The sequence below is a fragment of the Methylobacterium sp. J-067 genome (assembly GCF_022829465.1).
Lineage (GTDB): Bacteria > Pseudomonadota > Alphaproteobacteria > Rhizobiales > Beijerinckiaceae > Methylobacterium > Methylobacterium litchii.
Window position 1 is genome coordinate 88638 of sequence record NZ_JAKSXZ010000143.1, and the last position, 21865, is coordinate 110502.

The following is a 21865-nucleotide window of genomic DNA, read 5'->3' on the forward strand; positions in this document are numbered from 1 at the left end:
CGACCTAGAACGCGTACCGCACCTCACAATAGGGGAGGGCGGCCCCGTGCCAGGCAAGCAATTGGTCAAGCCATTTGCGCTTCCAGCCCGACCGGTAGCGCAGATTGCGCATGCCGCTCTGGCTCCACTTCGTCTCCTGGAGGTCCGGGCGCCAGAGCAGGTCTTCGCCCTTCGGGTGCCAGGCGAGATTCGTGTCGTGCAACGCCTCATTGTGCGTGAGCATGATGATCTCGCACTTGAGTTGCGCCTTCGCCCGGTCGGAGAGGGTGCCGTCGATCTCGGCGAACAGCGCCCGCCATTCGGGCTCCCAGCCCTCGTGCACAATCACCGGGCTGAAGTTGACATGCACCTCGTAGCCGGCCTCCACGAAGTCGTTGATGGCCGCGATGCGCTCGCCGATGGGCGAGGTGCGGACATCCACCACCTTCGAGACGGCCTCCGGCATGAGCGAGAACCGGATGCGGGTGCGTCCCTGCGGGTCGTAGTCGAGGAGGTCGCGGTTGACGAGCTTCGTCGCGAAGGAGCCCTTGCCGTTCGGGATGCCCCGGAAGGCCGCGACGAGATCGCGGATGTTGTCCGAGACGGTGGCATCGAGGGAGAGGTCGCCGTTCTCCCCGAGGTCGTAGACCCAGTCGACCGGGTCGATGGTGTTCGGCTCCGGCTTCACCCCCAGGCGCTTGGCGTGGCGGCCGATGGCGGCGGCGATCTCGTCCACGTTGACGAAGACGCTGACCGGGTTCGCGTAGCCCTTCCGGCGCGGCACGTAGCAATAGGAGCAGGCCATCGCGCAGCCGTTCGAGGAGGAGGGCGCGATGAAATCCGCCGAGCGACCGTTCGGCCGCATCGTGAGCCCCTTCTTGACGCCCAGCACGAGGACGTCCCGCTTCATGCGGAGCCAATCGCCGGCCAGTTCCGGGTCGTCCGTCAGTTCGGGGATCTTCCAGTGGCTCGCCACCTCGACGAGCTCGGCGTCGGGGAAGCGCGCGAGCACAGCGCGGCCCCGTTCATACGACCGGATGGCGGGCTCTAGGTAGATCCGCTTCGGGTCGAGGAGTGTGCGCGGCAAGGCCATCCTCCGCATATGGGGAGGAGGGGGCCGCGCGTCAGCCTGTCCACGCCGCATGGACGGAGCCCGTGGCCGTATCCGGCTTCGAGTCGCCGATGAAGATCACGACCGGCCCGTGGGCGTCGCGTCGTGGATCGTAGAAGTCGAGCAGGTCCGGGTGGAGGCGCTGGATGAAATCCGGCCGGCGGCCGCAACGGCGAAGCAGATGGTCGATGACGACCTGATCGCCGTGGACCGCGTTCGGCACGGGGCCGCAGGAGCCGGGCGCCATCCACCGCTCCGGCTCGGCTGCGAAGGTCTCATAGAGCGATGCGAGGTCATCGCCGGACCAGCGCAGCAGAGCGCTGGAAAGCCTCTCCTTATGGAAATAATCCTCCATCGCCGCGAGGCCCGGTGTAGCCAGGGCATCGGCCGGGCCGGTCAGCACCGTGTCGAGGTCGCAGAGGAGTGTCGGCCCCTCGCTGAGGCCGGGCCGGAACGCCTCCATCTTGGCCCACCAGACCGGCCAGTCGTGCAGCAGGGGCACCCGCTCCACCCCCTCGACCGCCAGGGGGAGGTCGGTGAGGCAATGGATTCGTGTGAAGGCCGGCGCATGGCGGCTGAAACCCCACGCGAGGCGTTCGACCCAGGTCGCGTCGTAGCGCCCGCCGCCCTTCAGGACGGTGATCAGCGTGGCCATCGGGTTCAGTCCTTCAGGGGGTGGAGACGGATCTGCCCGGCGGCCTCGGCGGCGGCGAACCACGCCCGCTCGGCCGCCCAGGGATGGCCTGGCCAGCCATCGAAGCCGAAGCCGTAGGCCTCCGCTGCCGCCGCCTGCGCCGGGCGGCCGAGAATCAGGGCGAGGGTGACGAGGAAGCCTGTGCTCGGGTTCGGTTCGCCCTCCGTCCCGGCGGCGAGGAGAGCGTGCGCATGCCCGTGCAGGGCCTCCGATAAGATGTGGATCGGCCGCCCGAGGGGTCGCAGCAGGGCCAGCATCTCGCGGGTCCAGCAAATTGGCTCGGGGACGTTCTGCTCCGCCGGCAGCATCGGGAAGGGCAGAATGAAGCTCTCCGCCGCGCGGATCACCGGGCGGTCGAGGAAACCGGGATCCTCCAGCCATTCCCGCGTCTGCCCGCCGCGATTGACGAGGGCGAGATGCGTCACGCGCCGGCCTGTCGACCCGCCGAACCCGGCGGCGTTGTTGAAGCGGATCACACTGGACGCCGCATCGACGGCTCGCCCTACATCACCGATCCCCGGCGCGTTGCCGACGATGGCGAGGGTCCGGCCGGTGGGCAGGCCGAGGGTGTCGGGGGAGGGGAGGGCGGTGGTCGATGACATCAGGGGCAAGGCGCGGAGGGTGCGGCCGGGGGAGGGCGCGGGCCTCCGACAACCCGATTGGCGCGAAATCGCCCCACGCGGCCTGACGATCATGCGCCGCTGCTTCGTCTGCGATGCCGCCATGATCGGGTCGACCACGCGCCGGCTGATCTTCTCCGACGGCCGCGCGCGCGCCTTCCGGCGCGCCTGCCAATCCTGCGGCGTCCTGCTGGCGGACGACGCGGACCGCTCCGCGTGCCGGGAGCACCTGACGCATCGCCTGTCGGCGCCGGTCTTCGTGTCAGACCCGGAGGCGCCCTACGGCCTCGACCTCTACACGCTGCGAACCGCCGCGACCCGCCTCGGGCTCGGCATCCGCCCCCTCGACGCGGCGGGACACGCGGCCCTGCGCCATCCCCACGACGACCATGCGGCGCGGGCCGGGCTCGCCGCCCTCGCGGGGGAGGGGAGGCGCCCGGTCTCCCTCGGGCTCCTTTGCCGCCCGGCCGAATGCGACGCGGTCCTGGCCGCCCTGCCGGGGCAGGGGGGCTGGACGGACGACGTCGCGATCCTCCTCGACAGGCCGGCGAGCCCCCCCCGCTCGGTGCCGGTGGCGGGATTCCCGGAGGGGGCGGTGCGCGTGGCCGCCCGCCCCCTCGACGGCGATTTCGCCGCGCAGCGGAACGCCCTTCAGGACCTCGCGCGCCATGGCTGGATGCTGCAGCTCGACGCCGACGAATCCCTCAGCCCCGAGACCGGCCTTCTCATGCCGGCCCTCGCCACCCTGGCCGAGGCAGGGGAGGGGGTCTCGGTCGGGTTCGCACGTGCAAACCACGTCGATGGCGTGCTGTCCGACGTCTTCCCGGACGTGCAGTACCGGCTCAACCGGAGGAGCGTGCGCTTTGCCGGGCGGGTACACGAGCGGCCGGTCCTGGAGGGCGGCTGGCCGCGCGGCTTCATCAGCCTGCACGGCCCCATCGTGCATCACCTGAGCGGCGCGCATGTGCGGGCGCGGTCCCGCCGCTACGAAGCCCTCGACCCCGGTCGCGGCCGTCCGGAGGAGGAAGAGGCTCTGCTGCGCCCCTACGCCGAGTGACGGGAGGCCGCGATGGCGCGGCGGTAGAGCGCCAGGGTGTCCCGGCCGAGGCTGTCCCGGCTGAAGCGACCGGCCGCGGCGAGGGCCTTGTCCCGATAGGCGCGGCGCAGGGCGGGATCGCGCAGGAGGGGGCGTAAGGCGTCCGCGAGCGCGACTCCGGTCGCAGCCTCGGCGAGGGGGCCGGCGCTTGGCTCGCCGACGAAGGCGCGGGCGCTCGCATCCTCTGCGCAGGCGACGACCGGACGGCCATAGGCCATCGCCTCCTGATAGACGAGGCCGAAGCTCTCGTAGCGGGACGGGGCGACCACCGCATGGGCCTCCGCGTAGGCCCGCGCCAACGCCGGCCCGTCGATGCGGCCGCAGGCCCGGAGATGCCGCCGCGCCGCCTCGGGGAGGTCCGCCGGGAGATCGCCCGGCGCCACGCCGACACAGTCGAGCCGGAAGGCCGGCACGGCCCCCCGCGCATGGTCCTCGGCGAGGAGGGCCACCGCACTTATCACCGCGTCGAACCCCTTTCGCGCCTCCGCCCGCCCGACGAAGAGCAGGCGCACCGGCTCCGCCGCGTCGGGGTAGGCGGCACCGCTCGCGCCGGCCGCGATCTCCGGCGGGAGGCTGAGGCCGATCACTGCCTCGGGCTGCCCGCCGTCGAGGCCGTAGGCGCGGGCGATCACCGCCCCGTGCGCGGCGGTGTTGGCGATGAGCCCGGCACTGCCCCGCGCCTGCCGCCGTTCGAGGGCGTCGGCCGTCCACCCGTCGAGGCGGTTGCGCAGCGTCGTGGCCCGGTCGCGGGTGAAGGCGGCGGGGGTCGAGCTGCGCGTCACCAGCGGCAGGCCGGGGCGGGACGCGAGCAGCGCGGCCGGCGCGTACCAGTTCGTCGCCTCGATGATGGCGAAGGGCGCGCGGGCATGGGCGTCCAGCACCGCGCGACGGAAGGCGAGGGGCGCCGCGAGATGCCCGGCCGATCCCCACAGGCGCAGCCGCGCCAGCGCCCCGCCGGGCGGCAGGGCGAGCCCGACGACGGTGACGCCGCCGGCCCTGGCCTCGCCGGCCCGGTCGAGGGTGAAGACCGTGACCTCGGCGCCGGCCTCGGCGAGGCTTTCGGCGATCTCGCGGGCAGCGGTCGAAAGACCGCTCGGGGCCGGAGGATAATCCCAGGCCAGGAGGGCGGTGCGCATCAGGCAGCGAGGAGCTGCCGGTAGACGGCGAGGTAGTCGCGGGCCATGCGCTCGGCGGTGAAGCGCGCCTCGAACCGGCGGCGGACAAGGGCGCGGTCGAGCCCCCCGACGCGGGCGAGGGCGGCGACCGCCTCGTCCTCGCTCGACACGATGAAGCCCGTCACCCCGTCCTCGACGATCTCCGGCACCGAACCCCGGTTCCAGGCGATGACCGGCGTGCCGCAGGCCATCGCCTCGATCATCACGAGGCCGAACGGCTCGGGCCAGTCGATGGGAAACAGCAGGGCGCGGGCGCCGCCGAGGAGGGCGCCCTTGGCGGCGTCGTCCACGGGCCCGAGATAGGTCGCGTCGGGCCCAAGCAGCGGACTCACCTGCCGGTCGAAATATTCCGGGTTGCCGACGTCGATCGTGCCTCCGAGGCGGATCGGCACCCCCGCCGCCCGCGCGACGCGAATCGCGACATCGGGCCGCTTCTGGTCGGTCATCCGGCCGACGAAGGCGACGTGGTCGCCCGGCCGCGCCGAGAAAGCGTAGCGGTCCCGGTCGATGCCGTGATGCACGACGCCCGCTCGGTTCGCCGCCGGAATGCCGGCCTCCTGCGCGGCGGAGATGGCGGCCACCGGCAAATCGGGAAACCCCGCGAAGAACAGCGCCCGGTCGAGCTCGTCCACCCGCCAATGCACCGTGGTCAGGCTGCGGCGACGATGCGGCCCGAGCAGCGCCGCATGGGCGAACTCGCCATGGCAATGCACGATGTCGAACAACCCAAGACGGAGGCGGAGTGCTTCCAATTGCAGGGCATCCAGGGCGGCCGGGACACCCGGCGCGACGCGACCGTGCACCCGTTCGAAGGCCGACAAGCTCGGATAATCACCGATGCGAGGTAAGTCTGTCGCACTGTCCGATGGCGCAAAAAGAGTTATTTCAATGCCCAAGCTTCGCAATGCCACACATAGATCGTGCACAACTCGTTCTGTGCCGCCGTGATGATTTGGGGGAACAGGAAAAATGTTAGGCGCAACTTGGGCAACGCGAATCACGGGGTGCTCTTTACATAGGTTAAGTCGTCGGAGACGTGTGAAAGCGTCCGCTTGATGTTCGTCCTGCACATCGCCCTGCAGGGCTGCCTGCGCGGCGACGATGTCGTCTACGGCCTCACCGCCGATACCGGAGGCCATATCCGGTACTTGCTCGATCTCGTCGCGGCCTCGGCGCAGGATCGCGATGTGACGCGGATCGTGGTGGCGACCCGCCGGTTCACCGGCCCGCTCGGCGCCGCCTACGCCGTGCCCGAAGAGCGGCTCTCCGACAAGGCCACGCTCGTGCGGCTCGCGAGCGCGTCCCCGGGATACCGGGTGAAGGAAGAGATGCACGCCGAGGTCGCGTGCTTCGCGGACAACCTCGTCGCCTGGATCGCCGCGCAGGACTGCGCCCCCGATCTCATCCACGCCCATTACGCGGACGCGGCCACGGTGGCGGCCCTGGTGGAGGATCGCCTCGGCATCCCCTTCGTGTTCACCGCCCATTCCCTCGGGCAGGTGAAGGCGATGATGCTGGGCGCGTCCCCCGTGCGCCCCGATCTCGCCCGCCGCATCGCCACCGAGGAGGACGCCCTGGCGCGGGCCCACCTCGTCATCGCCTCCTCGCGGGACGAGGCGGAGGTGCAATACGCGGGCTATGATACCTACGATCCCGGCCGGGTCCGCGTGCTGCCCCCCGGCAGCGACCTCGCCCGCTTCGCGGCGGCCCGTCCGCATCCCCGCGTCGATGCCGCCATCGACCGCTTCCTGCACGACCCGGCCAAGCCCACGATCCTCGCCCTCGCACGGCCCGTCGCCCGAAAGAATCTCGCGGCGCTGGTGCGGGCCTATGGCGAGAGTGCCGCGCTCCGGGCGCGGGCCAACCTCGTGATCGTCGCCGGCACCCGCGAGGACATCGACGCCCTCGACGGCGACATGGCCGAGACGATGCGCGACCTGCTGGTCCTCATCGACCGCTACGACCTGTACGGCCGCGTCGCCTACCCCAAGACCCACCGGCCGGAGGACGTGCCGGCGATCTACGCCTATGCCCGCGACCGGGGCGGCGTGTTCGTCAACCCGGCCCTCAACGAGCCCTTCGGCCTGACCCTGCTGGAAGCCTCGGCCGCCGGCCTGCCGCTGGTCGCCACCGACAGCGGCGGGCCGAACGACATCGTCGAGACCTGCGGCAACGGGCTCTTGGTGGATCCCCGCGCCCCCGGCGCCATCGCCGCCGCCTGCCTGCGGATCCTCGGCGATCCCGCCCTCTACGCGCGCTGCGTGGCCGGCGGCGCGCGGGCTGCGGCGACCTACGATTGGGATCGGCACGCCGCGCGCTACCATGGGCTGCTGCGGGATCTGCTGGCCCCGCGACCCGTCGCGCCGCCGACGCGGCAGCTCCTCGTCTGCGATATCGACAACACGCTGATCGGCTGCGAGGCGGCCCTCGGCATCTTCCGCCGCTGGCGCAGCCGGCAGGCCGGGCTCGCCTTCGGGGTCGCCACCGGCCGCTCCTTCCACAGCGCCATGGCGGTGCTGGAGCAGCAGGAGAGCCCCCGGCCGCAGGTGATGATCACGTCGGTCGGCTCCGAGATCTACCATCTCGACGGGAACGGCGTGACCTACACGGTGGACCTCGCTTGGCGGCAGACCATCTCCGCCGGATGGGACCGGGCGGGGGTCCACGACGCCCTGTGCGGCCTCGACGGGCTCGTCCCCCAGGGTCCGTTGGAACAGCGGGCGCTGAAGCTCAGCTATTTCGGTGACGCGGCGGTGGCCCGGCGGGTGCGGGACCTGCTGGACGAGGCGGGGCTTCCCGCCCGCGTCATCCACAGCCACGGCCGCTATCTCGACGTGCTGCCGGCCGCCGCCTCGAAGGGCACCGCCGTCGATCACGTCCGCGCGCTCTATGCCCTGCCGGAGCACGCGGTGTTCGTGGCCGGCGATTCCGGCAACGACATCGAGATGCTGCGGGTCCGCACCCAGGCGATCATCGTGGCGAACTATTCCGACGACCTCGCGAGCAACGCCGCCCTCCAGCATTCCTACGTCGCCCGCCGGACCCATGCGCGCGGCATCATCGAAGGCGTCTCGCATTTCCGGCGGATGCTGGCGCATGTCGGCTGACGCCGCGCCGAGCGTGCTGACCCTGGTGCGGGGCCGGGCGGAGTGCCTGCGCAACCTCATGCGCGGCCTCGCGGGCCAGACCCTGCGCCAGCACGAACTCGTCATCGCCTGGATGCAGCCGGAGCCGGCGCCGGACCTGCCCGATCTGGGCTGCCCGGTCCGCCATGTGATCGTCCCCGGCGAGCGGATGCCCCTGGCGGCGGCCCGCAACCGCGCCGCCGACGCCGCGTCCGACGGCCTGCTCGTCTTCCTCGACGTCGATTGCATCCCCTCGCCGACGCTGGTCGCGGCCTATGCCGAGGCCGCCGCCACCGCGCGGGGCCTGCTGCTGGGTGAAGTCGTCTACCTGCCGCCCGGCGCGTCGGCCCACGATCCGGCGACCCTGGACCGGCTTGCGCAGGCCCATCCCGCCCGGCCGGCGCCGCCCGCCTCGGGCCTCCGGCCGGAACCCGATGCCGGCCAGCTCTGGGGGCTGTCCTTCGCGGTGGCGGCGGCGGACTGGCGCGCGGTCGGCGGCATGGACGAGGCCTATGACGGCTATGGCGGCGAGGAGACCGATTTCGCCGCGCGGCTCGCCGCGACGGGGTTGCCGACTTTCTGGGTCGGGGGCGCCCGCGCCTACCATCAGCATCACCCGGTCCACGTGCCGCCGTTGCAGCATTTCACGCCTATCCTGGCGAACGCGGCGCGCTTCCATGCCCGCCACGGGCGCTGGTGCATGACCTACTGGCTTGGCCAGTTCCGCGACGCCGGCCTCATCGCCTGGGACGAGGACGCCTCCGCAATCCGCCCGATCCGCCCTCCGACCGAGGCCGAGATCGCCGCCGCCCTGCGGCCCGACGCCCTGTTCTCCTGACCGCGAGCCCCATGACCAAGCCCATCGCCTTCTTCGTCCACCACCAGGGACGGGGCCACGCCAACCGCACCAGGGCGGTGGTGAGCGAGTTCGCCCGCGAGCGCCCGGTCTCGGTGCTGACGGCGGATCCGAGCCTGTTCGACGGCTTTTCCCGCGACATCGAGATCGTGCCGTTGCCGAACATGATCGGAGCCGCCGTGCCGACCCCACGGCTCTATGCCGAGCCGACGCCGCAGGTGATGCATTGCGTGCCGCTGGGCCTCACCCCCATGCGCCGGACCATGCGGACCATCCTCGACCATCTCGACGACCGGGGCGTCGGGCTGTTCGTGGTCGATGTCTCGGCGGAGATCGCGCTCCTGTCCCGCATCGCCAGCGTGCCCGCCGTGCAGATCCGCATGCATGGCGACCGCTCCGATATCGGCCATGTCGGCGCCTACGAGGCCTGCGTCGGGATGCTGGCCCCCTTTGACGAGCGCCTGGAGCAGGACGATTACCCGGCGGGCCTGCGCGCCAAGACCTTCTACAGCGGCGGCCTGTGCACCAGCGTCGACCGCGTGCCGGAGCGCGCCGAGGCGCGGGCGCGGCTCGGCCTCGATCCCGCGCGGGAGATCGTCGTGGCCGTGACCGGCGGCGGGGGCAGCGGCACGCCCTACGCGCCGCTGACGGTCGCGGCCCGCGCCGCGCCGGACGCCCTCTGGCTCACCCTCGGCCCGACCCATCGCGAGGGCCACGAGACAGACTTCGCCAACCTGCGCGAGCTCGGCTGGGTGCCCTCCGTCACGGATTACCTCGCGGCGGCCGACATCGTGATCGCCTCGGCCGGCGACAACACGGTGCACGAGGTCGCCCGCGTCGGCGGGCGCCTCGTCGTGATGCCCGAATGGCGCTACTTCGCCGAGCAGACCCGCAAGGCCGAGGCGCTGGTCCGTCTCGGGGCCGCCGTGCAGGCCCCCGTCTGGCCGGGCGACCTCCAGGGCTGGCGCGATCTCCTCGACCGCGCTCGGGGCCTCGACGGCACCGCCCTGCGCAGCCTCTACGCGCCGGACGCGGCGGCGCACGCCGCCTCCTGGCTCGAAGGCCTCACCGACGCCCTCTGGGACGGGGCCGAGGCGGCCCCGCTCCACTCCGTCGCGGCCGAATGACCGCCCCCTGCCCGCCCCCATCGGAGCCCGAGGCCCGCATGTCCACCGTTTCCGTCGTGACCCTTGCCAAGGGCCGGCCGGCGCACCTGCGCAACGTGCTGCTCGGCCTCGAACGCCAGAGCCAGCCCCCCGTCGAGTTCATCGTCGCGGTGATGCAGGACGCGCCCTACGACCTGCCGGAGACGCGCTTCCCCGTACGCCAGATCCTTGTGCCGGGGCGGGAACTCCCCCTGGCGGCGGCGCGCAACCAGGGCGTGGCGGCGGCGAGCGGGGACATTGTCGCCTTCCTCGACGTCGATTGCATCCCCGCGCCGGACTTCGTCACCGACTACGCGCGGGCCCTCGATGAGCTCGACGGCCTCATGATGGGCGAGGTGCTGCACCTGCCCGAGCGCGCGACGGCCGGCGCCTGGGATTACCCCGATCTCGACGGGGTCGCCGAGCGGCATTCCGACCGGCGCGGCCCCCCGGCCTCCGGCATCGAGATCTGCCGGGATTACCGCTGCTTCTGGTCGCTGAATTTCGCGATCCGCCGCACCACCTTCGCGGCCACCGGCGGCTTCGACGAGCGCTATGTCGGCTATGGCGGCGAGGACACCGATTTCGGCAAGATCCTCGACACGCAGGGCATCCCCATCGCCTGGACGAAGGGCGCGCGGGCCTATCACCAGTACCACCCCCACCACATGCCGCCGGTCCACCATCTCGACAGCGTGGTCCGCAACGCCGAGTTGTTCGAGGCCAAGTGGGGCTACCGCACCATGGGCCACTGGCTCTACGCGTTCCGCGTGATGGGCCTGATCGACGACACGCCCGACCGGCCGATCACGATCCTGCGCCGCCCCGACGCCGCCGACCTCGCCCTCACGGGCCAGCAGAGCGACCAGCCCTATACGAACTCCGCCTCGGTCATCCGGGCCATCGAGGCGCGGGAGGCCGCCCTGACGGCATGAGGATCGCGCTCCTCGCTCATCTCCGCCACCCGATCGCCCCGCCCTTCGCGGGGGGGCTCGAATCCTATACTTGGCACCTCGCCGAGGGCTTGAGCACGCGCGGCCACGACGTAGTGCTGTTCGCCTCCGGCGACAGCGACCCGCGCTTCGCCCGCGATCCGGTGATCCCGGTCCATCAGGAGGCTCGCTTTCCCGGTCTCGAACACCGGGGCGACGCGGGCCTTAGGGCGCATCTCGACGGGGGATACGCCGCCGCCTGCGACGGGATCGCGGCGGGCGGGTTCGACGTCCTGCACAACAACAGCCTGAGCCGCCTGCCGCTGGAGCCCCGGCGTCTCGCGGCGACGCCGACCGTCACCTCGCTGCACGTGCCGCCCTACGACGCGTTGCGCTGGTTCGTTCACGCGAGCGCCGTGCCGGGGCACCGCATCACCGCGACCTCGGCCGCGCTGCTGCGGGATTGGTGGCCGGAAGGCCCGCCGCCGGGTGCCTCTGTGCTCCACAACGGCATCGATCCGGCCGCCTGGCCCTTCGTCGCGCAAGGCGACGGCAGTGCCGTCTGGTGCGCGCGGCTCGCGGCGGTGAAGGGGGCGCATCACGCCATCGCGGCGGCGCGACGCGCGGGCCTCGCCCTCACCCTGTTCGGCCCCATCGAGGAGCCGGATTACTGGGCGGAGCGAATCGCGCCGTCACTCGGCGGGGCGATCCGCTACGGCGGCCATCTCGCCGGCCCGGATCTCGCGGCGGAGATCGGCCGCGCGTCGGTGTTCCTGTTCACCCCCTGCTGGGACGAGCCGTTCGGCCTCGCCGCCGTCGAGGCGATGGCCTGCGGCCTGCCGGTGGCGGGCTTCGCCAGGGGCGCCGCCGCCGAAGTCGTCGGCGAGGCGGGCCGCCTCGTCCGCTGCGGCGATGACGACGCGCTGGCCGCGTCCCTCGGCGAGGCTCTGGCGATCCCCCGGACAGTCCCGCGCGCGCGGGTCCTGCGCCTCTTCACCCGCGACCTGTGGCTCGACCGCTGCGAGGCGCTCTATGCCCAACACCTGATCCCAAGCGAGACATGACCCGACAGGACCTCATCGCCGCCCTCTGGCACGGACGCGACCCGTTCGCCGATCCCCCGGCGGATCTCCGCCCCCTCGACCTGCAGGGCTGGCGCAGCGTGCACCCCTATCTCGCGGAAGCCGTGAGCGAGTTCCGCCCTCAAGTCGTCGTCGAGATCGGCACGTGGAAGGGGGCGAGCGCTCTCTACCTCGCCCGCACCATGGCCGAGCAGGGCGTCGAGGGGACGGTCATCGCCGTCGATACGTGGCTCGGCGCCGTCGATCACTGGGCCGATGTATCCCTCTTCGCGGAACTCGCCACCGAGCACGGCTTCCCCAGCCTCTACCGCACCTTCCTCGCCAACGTGGTGCGCGAGGGCATGACCGGGCGCGTGCTACCGCTGCCGCTCGATTCCGTGAACGCCGCCGAACTCCTGCGGCTGCGCGGCGTCGCCGCCGACGTGATCCACCTCGATGCCGGCCACGAGGAGGCCTCCGTCGTGGCGGATCTGCGCGCGTGGTGGCCAATCCTGCGGCCGGGCGGCCTGCTCATCGCCGACGATTACGACCGCCTCGGCGGCCGCTTCCCCGGCGTGACCCGGGCCGTCGATGCCTTCTGCGCCGAGCAGGGCGTCGAGGGGCCGTGGTCGCAGCGGGGCAAGTGCAAGTTCGTCAAGCCGGCTTAGGCTCGGAGCCGACCGGCGCCTCGGCGGCGGGGACCTCGCCGGCTTCGACGGGGACATCCCCGAAGACGAGGCCGCCGAGGGCCCGCGCCTGAGCCCACCGATGCCGCGCCGCCTCGACCAGGGCGCCGCGGCGCGAGACCGGGACGCGGTAGCAGAGGACGTCGTGGCAGATTCCCCGGCTCCAGAACCTCTTGTTGTTCTCCAGGCCGCGCCCGAATTCGACCGCCAGCCCGCGCTCCATCGCCCAGCGCACGCAATACTCGTTCAACAGCAAGCCGGGCGAGTATTGCCCCCAGGCGGGATCGAAGGCCGCGATGATCCAGTCCACGTGGCGGGTGCCGACGCTGGCGAGGAGCGCGGCGATCACCGCGCCGTTCACCGACAGGGTGTAGACGACGCAATCCTTCGCGCCGGGATCGCCGGCCAGCTCACGCAGGAAGCGGTCGTATTCCGGCGCCGTCAGCCAGGGGCCGTCCTTGCCGGTCTTGCGGGCCCAATGGCGCTTCTGTTCGAGGAGCCAGCCCGCGAGGGCGGAGCGCCGCTGCGGATCGGACGCCGCCTCGAACGTCACCTCACCGGTCTTGGCGAGACCCCTATGCTTCTTGTTCTGCATCTTGCGCGTGTAGGCGCTGAGGGATGCATAGTATTCGGCCCAGCCGGTGCCCTCGTCCCAGCGCAGGTAGGGGGCGACATCCGGGTTCGCCCCGGCCTGCCCGCGCCTGTCGGCGGATTCCGTCATGACGTGGTGGAGGGGCGAGCCGAGGGTGATGTAGTCGAGCCAGACGATGTCGGCCTGCCCGGTCTGCCGCAGGAAGTCCCAGGCGGCCTGGGTGCGCGCCTCGCGCTCCGGCCCCGGCTCGGTGAGCACGGCGGTGAGTTCGGCGGCCTGCGGGCCCAATTGGGAGGCGAGGTTCCACAACCCGTGCCGCCGCCGGATCACCAGCGGCCAGAGGAAGACGAGCCGGCCGTCCTGCCAGCCGGTGAGGGCGCAGAGCCGGCGGGGAGACGGGTCCTTGTCATTGTGCCACGCATGGAAGCAGGCCCGCTCCGTCTGCACGTGGGCGCCGTCCGCCACGCGCCACAGGGCATCCCAGTCCGGCTTGAGGCGCCAGAGTTCGGCCGGGTCCGTGACGGCCCGCCAGACGAGAGATGCCCCTCCGACCTTCGGCCCCATCATGGTTAAGTTTCCGCAAGTGCTAGACGAGTACAATACTGTCTACATTACGGCCAGCAGGCGTTTACAAGTTGTTGCCTTCGCGCCTCGGAAAAGATCGGGACATCAAATATCTTGGGATGACGGCCTAGCCGAGCAGCGTACTGAGCGCCGGAGCGAGATGGACGGTCTCCATGGTGACGGGGGCCGGGCGGGCGTAGGGCGCGCGCGCCACCGCGAGGCAGGCCCGCACGCCCGCCTCCACCGAGCACAGGACCGGCACCGGCACCTGCGGCTGCAGCCGGGACGCCAAGCCGGCCAGGGCCGCGCCGCCGAGGATGACCGCCTCGGCGCCATCCTTCTCCGCGCAGTCGCGGCAGGCCGCCGCGAGGGCCGCCAGGGCCCCGTCCGGGTCCCTCGCGATCTCCCCGCCGGTGCGCTCCACCGTGCGGATGCCGGCGAGGCCGTCGCCGAGCCCGAACCCGGCGACGATCTCCTCCAGCATCGGCTTCCACAGGGCACCGCCCGTGACGATGCCGTAGCGGCCCGCGCCGTGCCGCGCTTCGAGGCAGGAGGCTTCGAGCATCCCCACCACCGGCACCGGCGAGATCTCGCGCAGGGCGAGGAGGCCGGGATCGCCGAAGCAGGCGATGAAGACCGCATCGCACCCCGCCGCATGCTCCGCGAAGGCGTCGAGGGCCGCGTGTCCGGCGATGGCCAGGGCCGCGCGGCTCGCGATATAGGCGGCGCCGAAGCGGGCCGTCACCGGCACGAAGGTCGCCGCGTCGCCCGCCACCGCCGCGACCCGGTCGGCCACCAGGGTGGTGACCGAGACGCTGGTGTTCGGGTTGAGCAGGAGGATCCGCATCGGGGTCTCGTCTCTCAGGCGGGGCGCGCAACCGACGCCGGGCGGCGCCGCATGATGAGGGCGTAGAGCACGAAGCCCAGGCCGCAGCCGATGAACCACGTGAAGTTCGCGACGCTCTCCAGGCCGGGCAGGATCACGCAGAGCACCGGGATCAAGGCCGAGGGCACGATCGCCGCGATCGCCGCGCGGTTGTAACCGTTCCGGTACCAGTACGTGCCGGCGGGGTTCATCGTGTAGAGATCGTCGATGACGACCTGTTCCTTCTTCACGAGGTAGAAGTCGGCGATCAGGATGCCGAACAGCGGGCCGATGAAGGCACCGAGCACGTCCAGCGTGTAATGGATCACCGCCGGATTGTTGTAGAGGTTCCACGGCGTGATGAAGATCGAGGCCACGGCCGCGATCATCCCGCCCATCCGCCAGGAGATGCGGCGCGGCGAGACGTTCGAGAAGTCGAAGGCCGGCGAGACGAAATTCGCGACGATGTTGATGCCGATCGTCGCCGTCATGAAGGTGAGGGCGCCGAGCACCACGGCGAAGGTGCTGTCGATGCGGCTCACCGTCTCGACCGGATCGGTGATGAGGTGGCCGAAGACCGGGACGGTGGCCGAGGCGGTGATGACGGTGAGGAGCGAGAAGCCGAGGAAGTTCACCGGCAGGCCCCAGAAATTGCCCTTCTTCACCGCCGCGAAGCTCGACCCGTAGCGGGAGAAGTCGCCGAAGTTCAGCATCGGGCCGGAGAAGTAGGACACGACCAGCGCGACGGCGTTGATCATCACCGGCAGCGCGTCCCAGCCGGTGTACTTCACGGCGCCGAGGTTCAGGCCGATCCGGTCGAAGCCGGCCTTGGCGACGAGGTAGGCGGCGAGCGCGATCATGACGACGTAGACCGCCGGCCCCGCCCAATCGATGAAGACGCGGATCGCCTCCATCCCGCGCCAGAACACCAGCGCCTGCAGCACCCAGAGGGTCATGAAGGCGGACCAGCCCAAAGCCGAAAGGCCCGCGAAGCCGTATCGCGCCACGTCCGCGTAGGGCATCAGCTCGGGGTAGAAGCGCAGGGCGACCACCGTGAGCGCCGCCGAGGCGAGGTAGGTCTGGATGCCGTACCACGCCACCGCAATCAGCCCCCGGATGATCGCCGGGATGTTGGCGCCCATCACGCCGAAGGAGGCGCGGCAGATCACGGGATAGGGGGTGCCGGTGACTTGGCTCGGCTTGGCGACGAGGTTGCAGAAGAACTGCACGATCACGATGCCGACGAGGAGGGCGATCAGCACCTGCCAGCTCACGAGGCCGAGGGAGAACAGGCTCCCGGCGGTGACGTAGCCGCCGACGCTGTGCACGTCGGACATCCAGAAGGCGAAGATGTTGTAGGTGCCCCAGGTCTGCTTGCGCAGCGGCGCAAGGTCCTCGTTGACGAGGTCGGGATCGTAGCCCGGCTTGATGACGACGGTTTCCGGCCCGTCCGACACGGCGGCGCTGATCCCGGCCGCTTCCACGTGTGCGTACATCGCGTGTCTCCCTGGTGGTGGGGCAGCCCTGTTGCCGGGCCTTCTCGTGTGCGCCGCGCCGCGTGAAGCCTCACCGGCCCCGTGTCGAGCCTTGGAAGAAGCGTCGGCGATCCCGGACGGGACGGCGGGGGACCATGGCGTGATCCCCCGTCCCAGACGATGATAAGCCGGCCATCGAGCCTTGGTCCAATATGTTGTTCGGCTCGATTGATAGGTTTGGCGGAAGGGTCATGCGCCCTGGAAGCGCGCGGCCAGGTCTGGGGCCTCCGCGCGGAGCAGGGCGAGGAAGGTGTCCACCACCGGGCTTTTCCGCCGATGGTGCAGGGCGTGGACATCCGCCGACAGGAACGGCGGATCGAAGGGCAGGACGATGACGCCGGGATGGTTCAGGCGCCCGACGAATTCCGGGATGATGGCGAGCCCGAACCCGGCGGCGACGAGGCTGACGAGCGACGAGGCCTCGCGCACCTGCTGCGAGATGACTGGGGTGAAGCCCCGCGCGACGCAGGCTCGGTGGATCTCCTCCGCGAAGCGCGAGCTGTCGAGGCGCAGGGAGATCAGCCGCTCGGTGCGGAAGATCTCCACCGGGACGCTGCGCCCCGAGGCGCGGGGATGCCCCACCGGCAGGGCGACGCAGAGCCCTTCCCGCCATGCGACCTCGCCGGTCAGGTCGGGATCGTCGGGCGGGCTGCGCAGGAAGCTGAGGTCGGTGCGGTGCGCCTTCAATGCCGCGATCTGATCGCCCGGCGACATCTCGTGGATGCGCACGTCGACGCCCCGGTGGCGTTCCTCGAAGGCGCGGATCAGGGAGCCGAGGGGGCCGACCAGCACCGAACTCGTCATGCCGATGTTGAGGATGCCGGCGGTGCCGGTGCCGATGGTGCGCGCCCGGTCCACGGCGTCGGCCGCCTGGACGAGGATCGCCCTGGCATTGCGCAGGAAATCCTCTCCCGCCGCCGTCAGGGCCACCCGCCGGCTCGTCCGCTCGAACAGGTTCACGCCGATTTCGAGTTCGAGATCGCGGATCTGCTGGCTCAGGGGCGGCTGAGAGACGCCAAGGGCGTTGGCGGCCGCCGTGAAGCTCAGGTGCTCCGCCACGGCGGTGAAATACCGGAGATGCCGAAGCTCCATGACCCAAGCCAGATGAAACGCGAATGGATGAGACCACAGACGGGGTTTGGCGTCTACGTGCGCGCAGGGACGCCACGGACGGCGCAGGCGAGGAACAGCGCCGCGACGGCGGCGGCGGTGAGCGTCGAGCCGACCCCGGCGGCGAAGGGGCCTGCCAGCGCCGAGCCGGCCACGTCGCCGAAGTTCATCGCCGCCATGTAGACCTGGAACTGCGTCGCCGAGGCCTGTCCCGTGCGGCTCGCCAGCAGCACGGTCGGCAGCAGCGCGACGTAGAGGAGGGCCGGCACGACGCTGGCGAGCCCCAGGATGACGGGCCCCGCCACGGGCTCCCACCCGGCCCCGATCAGCGCCCCCGCGCCCCCGAACGCCACCGCGCAGGCGACGAGGAGGCCGCGCAGGGCCCGGTGCGGCCCGATCCGGTCGACGGCGGCGCCGAGGCCCGCCGCGCCGATCGTCCCGCCGAGCAGCGCGAGCCCGGCCTGGAGGCGGGAGAGGTCGTCCGCGTCCCAGCCATGGACCTGCACCAGGGCGACGGCGAACGGCACCTGGAACAGCGCCAGCCCGAAATCGATGGCGAAGCACATCGCCAGCAGGATCGCCGCGTCGCGCCCCCGGAACGACGCCAGGAGCCCGCGCGCGAAGCGAAAGGACTCATCGAGCCGCCCCCGCTCCGCCCCCCGCGCTGGGGCGTCCCGGCGCAGCGACAGGAGCTGGTCGTCCGGAGTCTCGCGCACGAGGATCGGCATCAGCGCCAGCGGCAGGGTCAGGGCGAGGAGGGCCCCGGCCGCGCCGGGAAAGCCGACGGTCGTGAGAAGCCACGCGAAGATCGCGGCGCCGGCCGCGCTGCCGATCACGAAGCCCGCGCGCGTGCCCGCGCTGGTGCGTCCCAACTCGTCGGCCGGCACGGTGCCGGCGATCATGCGGTCGGTGGCGGTATCGGCGAGGGAGGCGGCGAGGCTGTGGAGGAACAGGACGGCGCTCACCGCCGTGAGCCCCGGCTCCGCCCCGAGGAGAAGGAGGCCCGCGAGGCAGACCTGCGCGACGGCCAGGGACAGCACGAGCCAGAAGCGGCGCGGCCCCATGCGATGGGGCGTGGCGCGGTCGATCACCGGCCCCCAGAGCAGCGGCTGCAACACCCAGGGCAGGCCGACGAGGGCGAGATGGCGGCCGACCTCCGCCGTGGTGGCGCCGGCCGCCGCGAAATGGTTCGCCAGCGCTGTCAGGGCGAACCCCGCCACCAGCCCCTGATAGAGGTAGAGGAGCGTGAACAGGCCGAGCCGCCAGCGCGACGACTGCAAACTCGGCGGCCCTCGGCGCATAAGCAGGTTTCTCCATCGCCCCGTCGCCGAACCGGCAGTGCTTGCCGTGGCGTCCGAGACACCGCCTCTGTTCATGCGGTCCCGAAGTTGTGATCAGTCTTTAATCTGTTTGTACGACGCTGCGGAACGCCAGAACCGACCCCGCATCGTGCGGAGGTCGTCAGGATACCTCTGCGTATGCAACGCTTCTCCATTCGCACGCAGTTTATCGCTGCATTCAGCGTCGTCGCCCTGCTCCTGTTGGGCATGGGCTGCGTCGCCCTCACGGCGACCGCGTCCATCAACGCGCAACTCGTGCGGGTGAACACGAACTGGCTGCCGAGCGAGCAGAAGGCCGGCGAAATCAACGCGACGCTCGCCCGCTACACCATCGCCAGCTTCCGGCAGGTCACGGCCGACGGCATGGGCACGCGGCTGAAGATGGACGCCCTGGTCGGTAATCTCGGCGTGAAGATCCAGAAGCTGATCGGCCAGTACGACGGCCTCGTCGACTCGGCGGAGGAGCGGCAGGCCTTCGAGAAGCTCAAGGCGGCCTGGACGGCCTATCACCGCGAGGTTGAGCCCGTGATGGCGCTCGCCCGCGACGGCGAGCAGGCCCAGGCCATCGAAACCCTCGGCGGCAAGCTGAACGAATTGCAGATCGCGGCGACGCAGGCGATCCAGGACCTCGTGGCGTTCAACGTCCGGGGGGCGGAGGCGTCACGCGTCCAGTCGGACGAGGACTATGCCCAGGTGCGGCAGGTGGTCTTCGGCGTGCTGGCCTGCGGCCTCCTCGTCTGCGCGGGCCTCGCCATCGTGATCGTGCGCGGGATCGGCCGCGGCATCGCCTCGGTGGTCCGCCCCATGACCGCTCTGGCGGCGGGCGACCTCGACGCGCGCATCCCCGCCTACCGCGCCACCACCGAGATCGGCACGATCGCCGAGGCGATCCGGGTCTTCAAGGACGGGCTCATCCGGATGCGCCACCTGGAGGAGGAGACGGCGCAGGCGCGTCTCGCCGCCGAGGAACAGCGCAAGATCGGCATGCGCCAGCTGGCCGACCGCTTCGAATCCGCGATGGGCGGGATCATCGCGACGGTCTCGGCCTCCGCCACGGAATTGCAGGAGACGGCGGGCGCGATGAGCGGCACCGCCGCCGAGACCGCCGCGCAATCCTCGGCCGTGGCCTCGGCGGCCGAGGTGGCCGCGAGCAACGTCAACACCGTCGCGGCGGCGGCCGAGGAACTGGGCTCCTCCGTCCAGGAGATCGGCCGGCAGGTCGATGGCTCCGCGACCATCGCACGACAGGCCGTGACCGATGCCGACCGGACCGGCGTGCTGGTCCACGAACTGAGCGAGACCGTCGAGCGGATCGGCGACGTGGTGGGGCTGATCTCCTCCATTGCCGGCCAGACCAACCTGCTCGCACTCAACGCGACCATCGAGGCGGCGCGGGCCGGGGAGGCGGGGAAGGGCTTCGCGGTCGTCGCCGCCGAGGTGAAGGAGCTCGCCGGGCAGACCGCCCGGGCGACGCAGGACATCTCGGTCCAGATCGGGCGGATCCAGGGCTCGACGGGCCAAGCGGTCGCGGCCATCGCCAGCATCACCCAGCGGATCCGCGACATCAGCGCGACCTCGACCTCGATCGCCGCCGCCGTGGAGCAGCAGGGCGCGGCCACGCAGGAGATCGTGCGCAACGTGACCCAGGCCGCCGCCGGCACGGGCGAGGTGACCGGCAACATCGCCGGCGTGGCGAGCGCGGCGGAACATACCGGCGCGGCGGCGAGCCAGGTGCTCGGGGCGGCCTCCGCCCTGTCGCGCCAATCGGAGGAGTTGGCCGGCGAGATGGGCCGGTTCCTGGCCTCGGTGCGGGCGGCCTGAGGCGCAAACCGAGCCGAGGCGGATCGCGATGGCAACCCGCCTCGGCCGTCGCACGCGCGGGCGCCGTTACGACTGGGACTTGAGGTAGGCGATCAGGTCCGTCAGCTTCTTGTCGTCCGCGATGCCCTGGAAGATCATCTTGTTGCCGGGCACCTTGGCCTTCGGGTTCTTCAGCCACTCGCGCAGGTTGGCCTCGTCCCAGGTCAGGCCCGAGTTCTTGAGGGCGGCCGAGTAGTTGTAGCCCTCGTAGGTGCCCGCCTTGCGGCCGACGACGCCCTTCAGGTCCGGGCCGACGCCGTTCTTCTGGAAGTTGTGGCACGCCTTGCAGGGCGCGAACGCCTTCTCACCGGCCGCGACATCGCCGGCGTCCTGGGCTTGGGCCGACAGGCCGGTGAGGGCGACCAGGATGGCGCCGAACGCAAGTGAACGCATCGTTTTCCTCGTGTTTGTTGATGGGCCACACCCCTCCTCGCCGGCCGACAGCGGTGAGTGACAGCGGCGACGGGACGGTGTGCGTGCCGAGGAGTGAACGGGCGCTCGCCGGGCTTAATCCCGCCCGGCCGCGCCGCCTTTCCCAAAACGTCGCATGTCGCGCCGTGATCGAACCAACCCCGGCGTATCCCGTTGGGGGCTGATGACAGATCAGCCTTCGCCCGCCCCCCTGGATCAGGTCGCCGACGCCCGTCGGCGCGAGATGGCCGTGGAGCACCTGCTCTTCGGCACGATCCGCTTCCTGGCGCAGCGCCATCCGGAGCTGCTGGACGAGCTCGACGGGAGCCTCAGGCATCTCTGGGACAAGTCCGAGGGCGAGGCGCGCGACGACGAGGCCGTGCGGGAGATCGCCCGGAAGTTCATCCGCAGCCTGCGCGCCGAGCGCTGATTCGGCCGCAGGTGGTACGACGACGGTCGTGACTGGGAGAGAGACATGAACGCAGCACCGGACGGCTCGGTCATCCAGCGGGACGCGCCGCGCCCCGATCTCGTGGCCTTCGAGATCAAGGACACGATCACCAAGGCGGACATCGAATGGATGTCGGCAGTGACGGATCGGGCCATGCAGACGCACGACAAGATCGACATGCTCCTCATCATGTCGAACTACGAGGGTTCGGATTTCGGCACGAAGTTCGACGGCTACGCCAACAGCGTGAAGGCGCGCTCGGTCGCCCATATCCGGCACTACGTCGTCGTCGGCGCACCGGCCTTCGCGGAGGCGATGATCAAGCTCTCCGGGCTGGTCCTGCCGGTTGAGACGAAGACCTTCGACCTCAAGGACGAAGCCTCGGCCTGGGCCTATCTCGCCGAGGCGGGCCACGCGTAAAAAAATGCCCGGCACGGGGGCCGGGCAGTCTCTATCCCTTTTGCACGGGGACATCACGATCGGGACTTTGGAGAACCCCGATCGCAATTGGTGATCAGAAGTCGCGCTGGACGCGGAAGCGCGCCTGGAAGACGTCGGTGCTGGTGATGGTCTTCACCGGGATACCCGAGTTCACCTGGGCGGCGGTGTAGTTGAACTTCTGGGTGTCGAGCACCCGGCCGTTCTGGACACCGTACT

21 protein-coding genes are annotated in these 21865 nt (G+C 71.1%); 10 read left to right on the top strand and 11 right to left on the bottom strand.

Annotated features, from left to right (window positions below; genetic code table 11):
- Window positions 1–4: 4 nt before the first annotated feature.
- From MKK52_RS22570 to MKK52_RS22580, 3 genes are read right to left on the bottom strand one after another with little or no spacing between them, the layout of a single operon-like run.
- Complete coding sequence (locus tag MKK52_RS22570; protein WP_243957980.1) at window positions 5–1072, bottom strand: spore photoproduct lyase family protein; 1068 nt, start codon at window positions 1070–1072, stop codon at window positions 5–7.
- A 31-nt stretch (window positions 1073–1103) separates the two neighbouring features.
- Window positions 1104–1745 carry a hypothetical protein gene (locus MKK52_RS22575; protein ID WP_243957983.1) on the bottom strand — a complete coding sequence of 214 codons (642 nt, stop codon included), beginning with the start codon at window positions 1743–1745 and terminating at the stop codon, window positions 1104–1106.
- Between the two features lie 5 nt (window positions 1746–1750).
- Window positions 1751–2386: a hypothetical protein gene (locus MKK52_RS22580; RefSeq protein ID WP_243957984.1), complete on the bottom strand. Its 636-nt coding sequence runs from the start codon at window positions 2384–2386 to the stop codon at window positions 1751–1753.
- Between the two features lie 91 nt (window positions 2387–2477).
- Between MKK52_RS22580 and MKK52_RS22585 the strand changes: the two genes are divergently transcribed.
- Complete coding sequence (locus MKK52_RS22585) at window positions 2478–3461, top strand: hypothetical protein (protein WP_243958050.1); 984 nt, start codon at window positions 2478–2480, stop codon at window positions 3459–3461.
- Here MKK52_RS22585 and MKK52_RS22590 read toward each other — a convergent pair.
- Complete coding sequence (locus tag MKK52_RS22590) at window positions 3449–4636, bottom strand: glycosyltransferase family 4 protein (RefSeq protein WP_243957986.1); 1188 nt, start codon at window positions 4634–4636, stop codon at window positions 3449–3451. The genes MKK52_RS22585 and MKK52_RS22590 overlap by 13 nt on opposite strands.
- On the bottom strand, window positions 4636–5676 hold the full coding sequence (locus tag MKK52_RS22595) for a glycosyltransferase family 4 protein (protein ID WP_243958053.1): 1041 nt from the start codon (window positions 5674–5676) through the stop codon (window positions 4636–4638). The genes MKK52_RS22590 and MKK52_RS22595 overlap by 1 nt, the downstream gene beginning before the upstream one ends.
- 54 nt (window positions 5677–5730) lie before the next feature.
- On the opposite strand from MKK52_RS22595, the gene MKK52_RS22600 reads away from it, so the two are divergent.
- The 6 genes from MKK52_RS22600 to MKK52_RS22625 are packed head-to-tail and all read left to right on the top strand — an operon-like array spanning window position 5731 to window position 12462.
- On the top strand, window positions 5731–7782 hold the full coding sequence (locus MKK52_RS22600; protein WP_243957988.1) for an HAD-IIB family hydrolase: 2052 nt from the start codon (window positions 5731–5733) through the stop codon (window positions 7780–7782).
- On the top strand, window positions 7772–8638 hold the full coding sequence (locus MKK52_RS22605) for a glycosyltransferase family 2 protein (protein WP_243957996.1): 867 nt from the start codon (window positions 7772–7774) through the stop codon (window positions 8636–8638). The genes MKK52_RS22600 and MKK52_RS22605 overlap by 11 nt, the downstream gene beginning before the upstream one ends.
- 11 nt (window positions 8639–8649) lie before the next feature.
- A complete protein-coding gene (locus tag MKK52_RS22610; protein ID WP_243957998.1) occupies window positions 8650–9783 on the top strand; it encodes a glycosyltransferase in 1134 nt (377 codons plus the stop codon).
- Between the two features lie 38 nt (window positions 9784–9821).
- On the top strand, window positions 9822–10736 hold the full coding sequence (locus MKK52_RS22615; protein ID WP_243958000.1) for a glycosyltransferase family 2 protein: 915 nt from the start codon (window positions 9822–9824) through the stop codon (window positions 10734–10736).
- Window positions 10733–11797, top strand: a complete 1065-nt coding sequence (locus MKK52_RS22620) for a glycosyltransferase (RefSeq protein WP_243958002.1) — start codon at window positions 10733–10735, stop codon at window positions 11795–11797. Before MKK52_RS22615 ends, MKK52_RS22620 begins: the two co-directional genes overlap by 4 nt.
- Window positions 11794–12462, top strand: coding sequence for a class I SAM-dependent methyltransferase (locus tag MKK52_RS22625; RefSeq protein ID WP_243958004.1), 669 nt, complete (start codon window positions 11794–11796; stop codon window positions 12460–12462). Before MKK52_RS22620 ends, MKK52_RS22625 begins: the two co-directional genes overlap by 4 nt.
- On the opposite strand, the gene MKK52_RS22630 is transcribed toward MKK52_RS22625, so the two are convergent.
- From MKK52_RS22630 to MKK52_RS22650, 5 genes are all read right to left on the bottom strand, one after another.
- Window positions 12449–13639, bottom strand: a complete 1191-nt coding sequence (locus tag MKK52_RS22630) for a GNAT family N-acetyltransferase (protein ID WP_243958006.1) — start codon at window positions 13637–13639, stop codon at window positions 12449–12451. The two genes, MKK52_RS22625 and MKK52_RS22630, sit on opposite strands and share 14 nt — an antisense overlap.
- Window positions 13640–13763: 124 nt before the next feature.
- Window positions 13764–14483, bottom strand: coding sequence for an aspartate/glutamate racemase family protein (locus MKK52_RS22635; protein WP_243958008.1), 720 nt, complete (start codon window positions 14481–14483; stop codon window positions 13764–13766).
- Window positions 14484–14497: 14 nt separating this feature from the next.
- Window positions 14498–15997, bottom strand: coding sequence for an NCS1 family nucleobase:cation symporter-1 (locus tag MKK52_RS22640; RefSeq protein WP_243958010.1), 1500 nt, complete (start codon window positions 15995–15997; stop codon window positions 14498–14500).
- 228 nt (window positions 15998–16225) lie between these two features.
- Entirely contained in the window at window positions 16226–17128 is a 903-nt protein-coding gene (locus MKK52_RS22645; protein ID WP_243958012.1) for a LysR family transcriptional regulator, read from the bottom strand.
- A 53-nt stretch (window positions 17129–17181) separates the two neighbouring features.
- A complete protein-coding gene (locus tag MKK52_RS22650; protein ID WP_243958014.1) occupies window positions 17182–18426 on the bottom strand; it encodes an MFS transporter in 1245 nt (414 codons plus the stop codon).
- 192 nt (window positions 18427–18618) lie between these two features.
- On the opposite strand from MKK52_RS22650, the gene MKK52_RS22655 reads away from it, so the two are divergent.
- Window positions 18619–20307: a methyl-accepting chemotaxis protein gene (locus tag MKK52_RS22655; RefSeq protein ID WP_409564725.1), complete on the top strand. Its 1689-nt coding sequence runs from the start codon at window positions 18619–18621 to the stop codon at window positions 20305–20307.
- A 66-nt stretch (window positions 20308–20373) separates the two neighbouring features.
- On the opposite strand, the gene MKK52_RS22660 is transcribed toward MKK52_RS22655, so the two are convergent.
- The gene (locus MKK52_RS22660) at window positions 20374–20739 is read right to left on the bottom strand and encodes a c-type cytochrome (protein WP_243958018.1); all 366 of its coding nucleotides are present in this window, start codon (window positions 20737–20739) and stop codon (window positions 20374–20376) included.
- Window positions 20740–20941: 202 nt separating this feature from the next.
- On the opposite strand from MKK52_RS22660, the gene MKK52_RS22665 reads away from it, so the two are divergent.
- The gene (locus MKK52_RS22665) at window positions 20942–21187 is read left to right on the top strand and encodes a hypothetical protein (RefSeq protein WP_243958027.1); all 246 of its coding nucleotides are present in this window, start codon (window positions 20942–20944) and stop codon (window positions 21185–21187) included.
- Between the two features lie 45 nt (window positions 21188–21232).
- Entirely contained in the window at window positions 21233–21628 is a 396-nt protein-coding gene (locus MKK52_RS22670; RefSeq protein ID WP_243958029.1) for an STAS/SEC14 domain-containing protein, read from the top strand.
- Window positions 21629–21865: the final 237 nt, after the last annotated feature.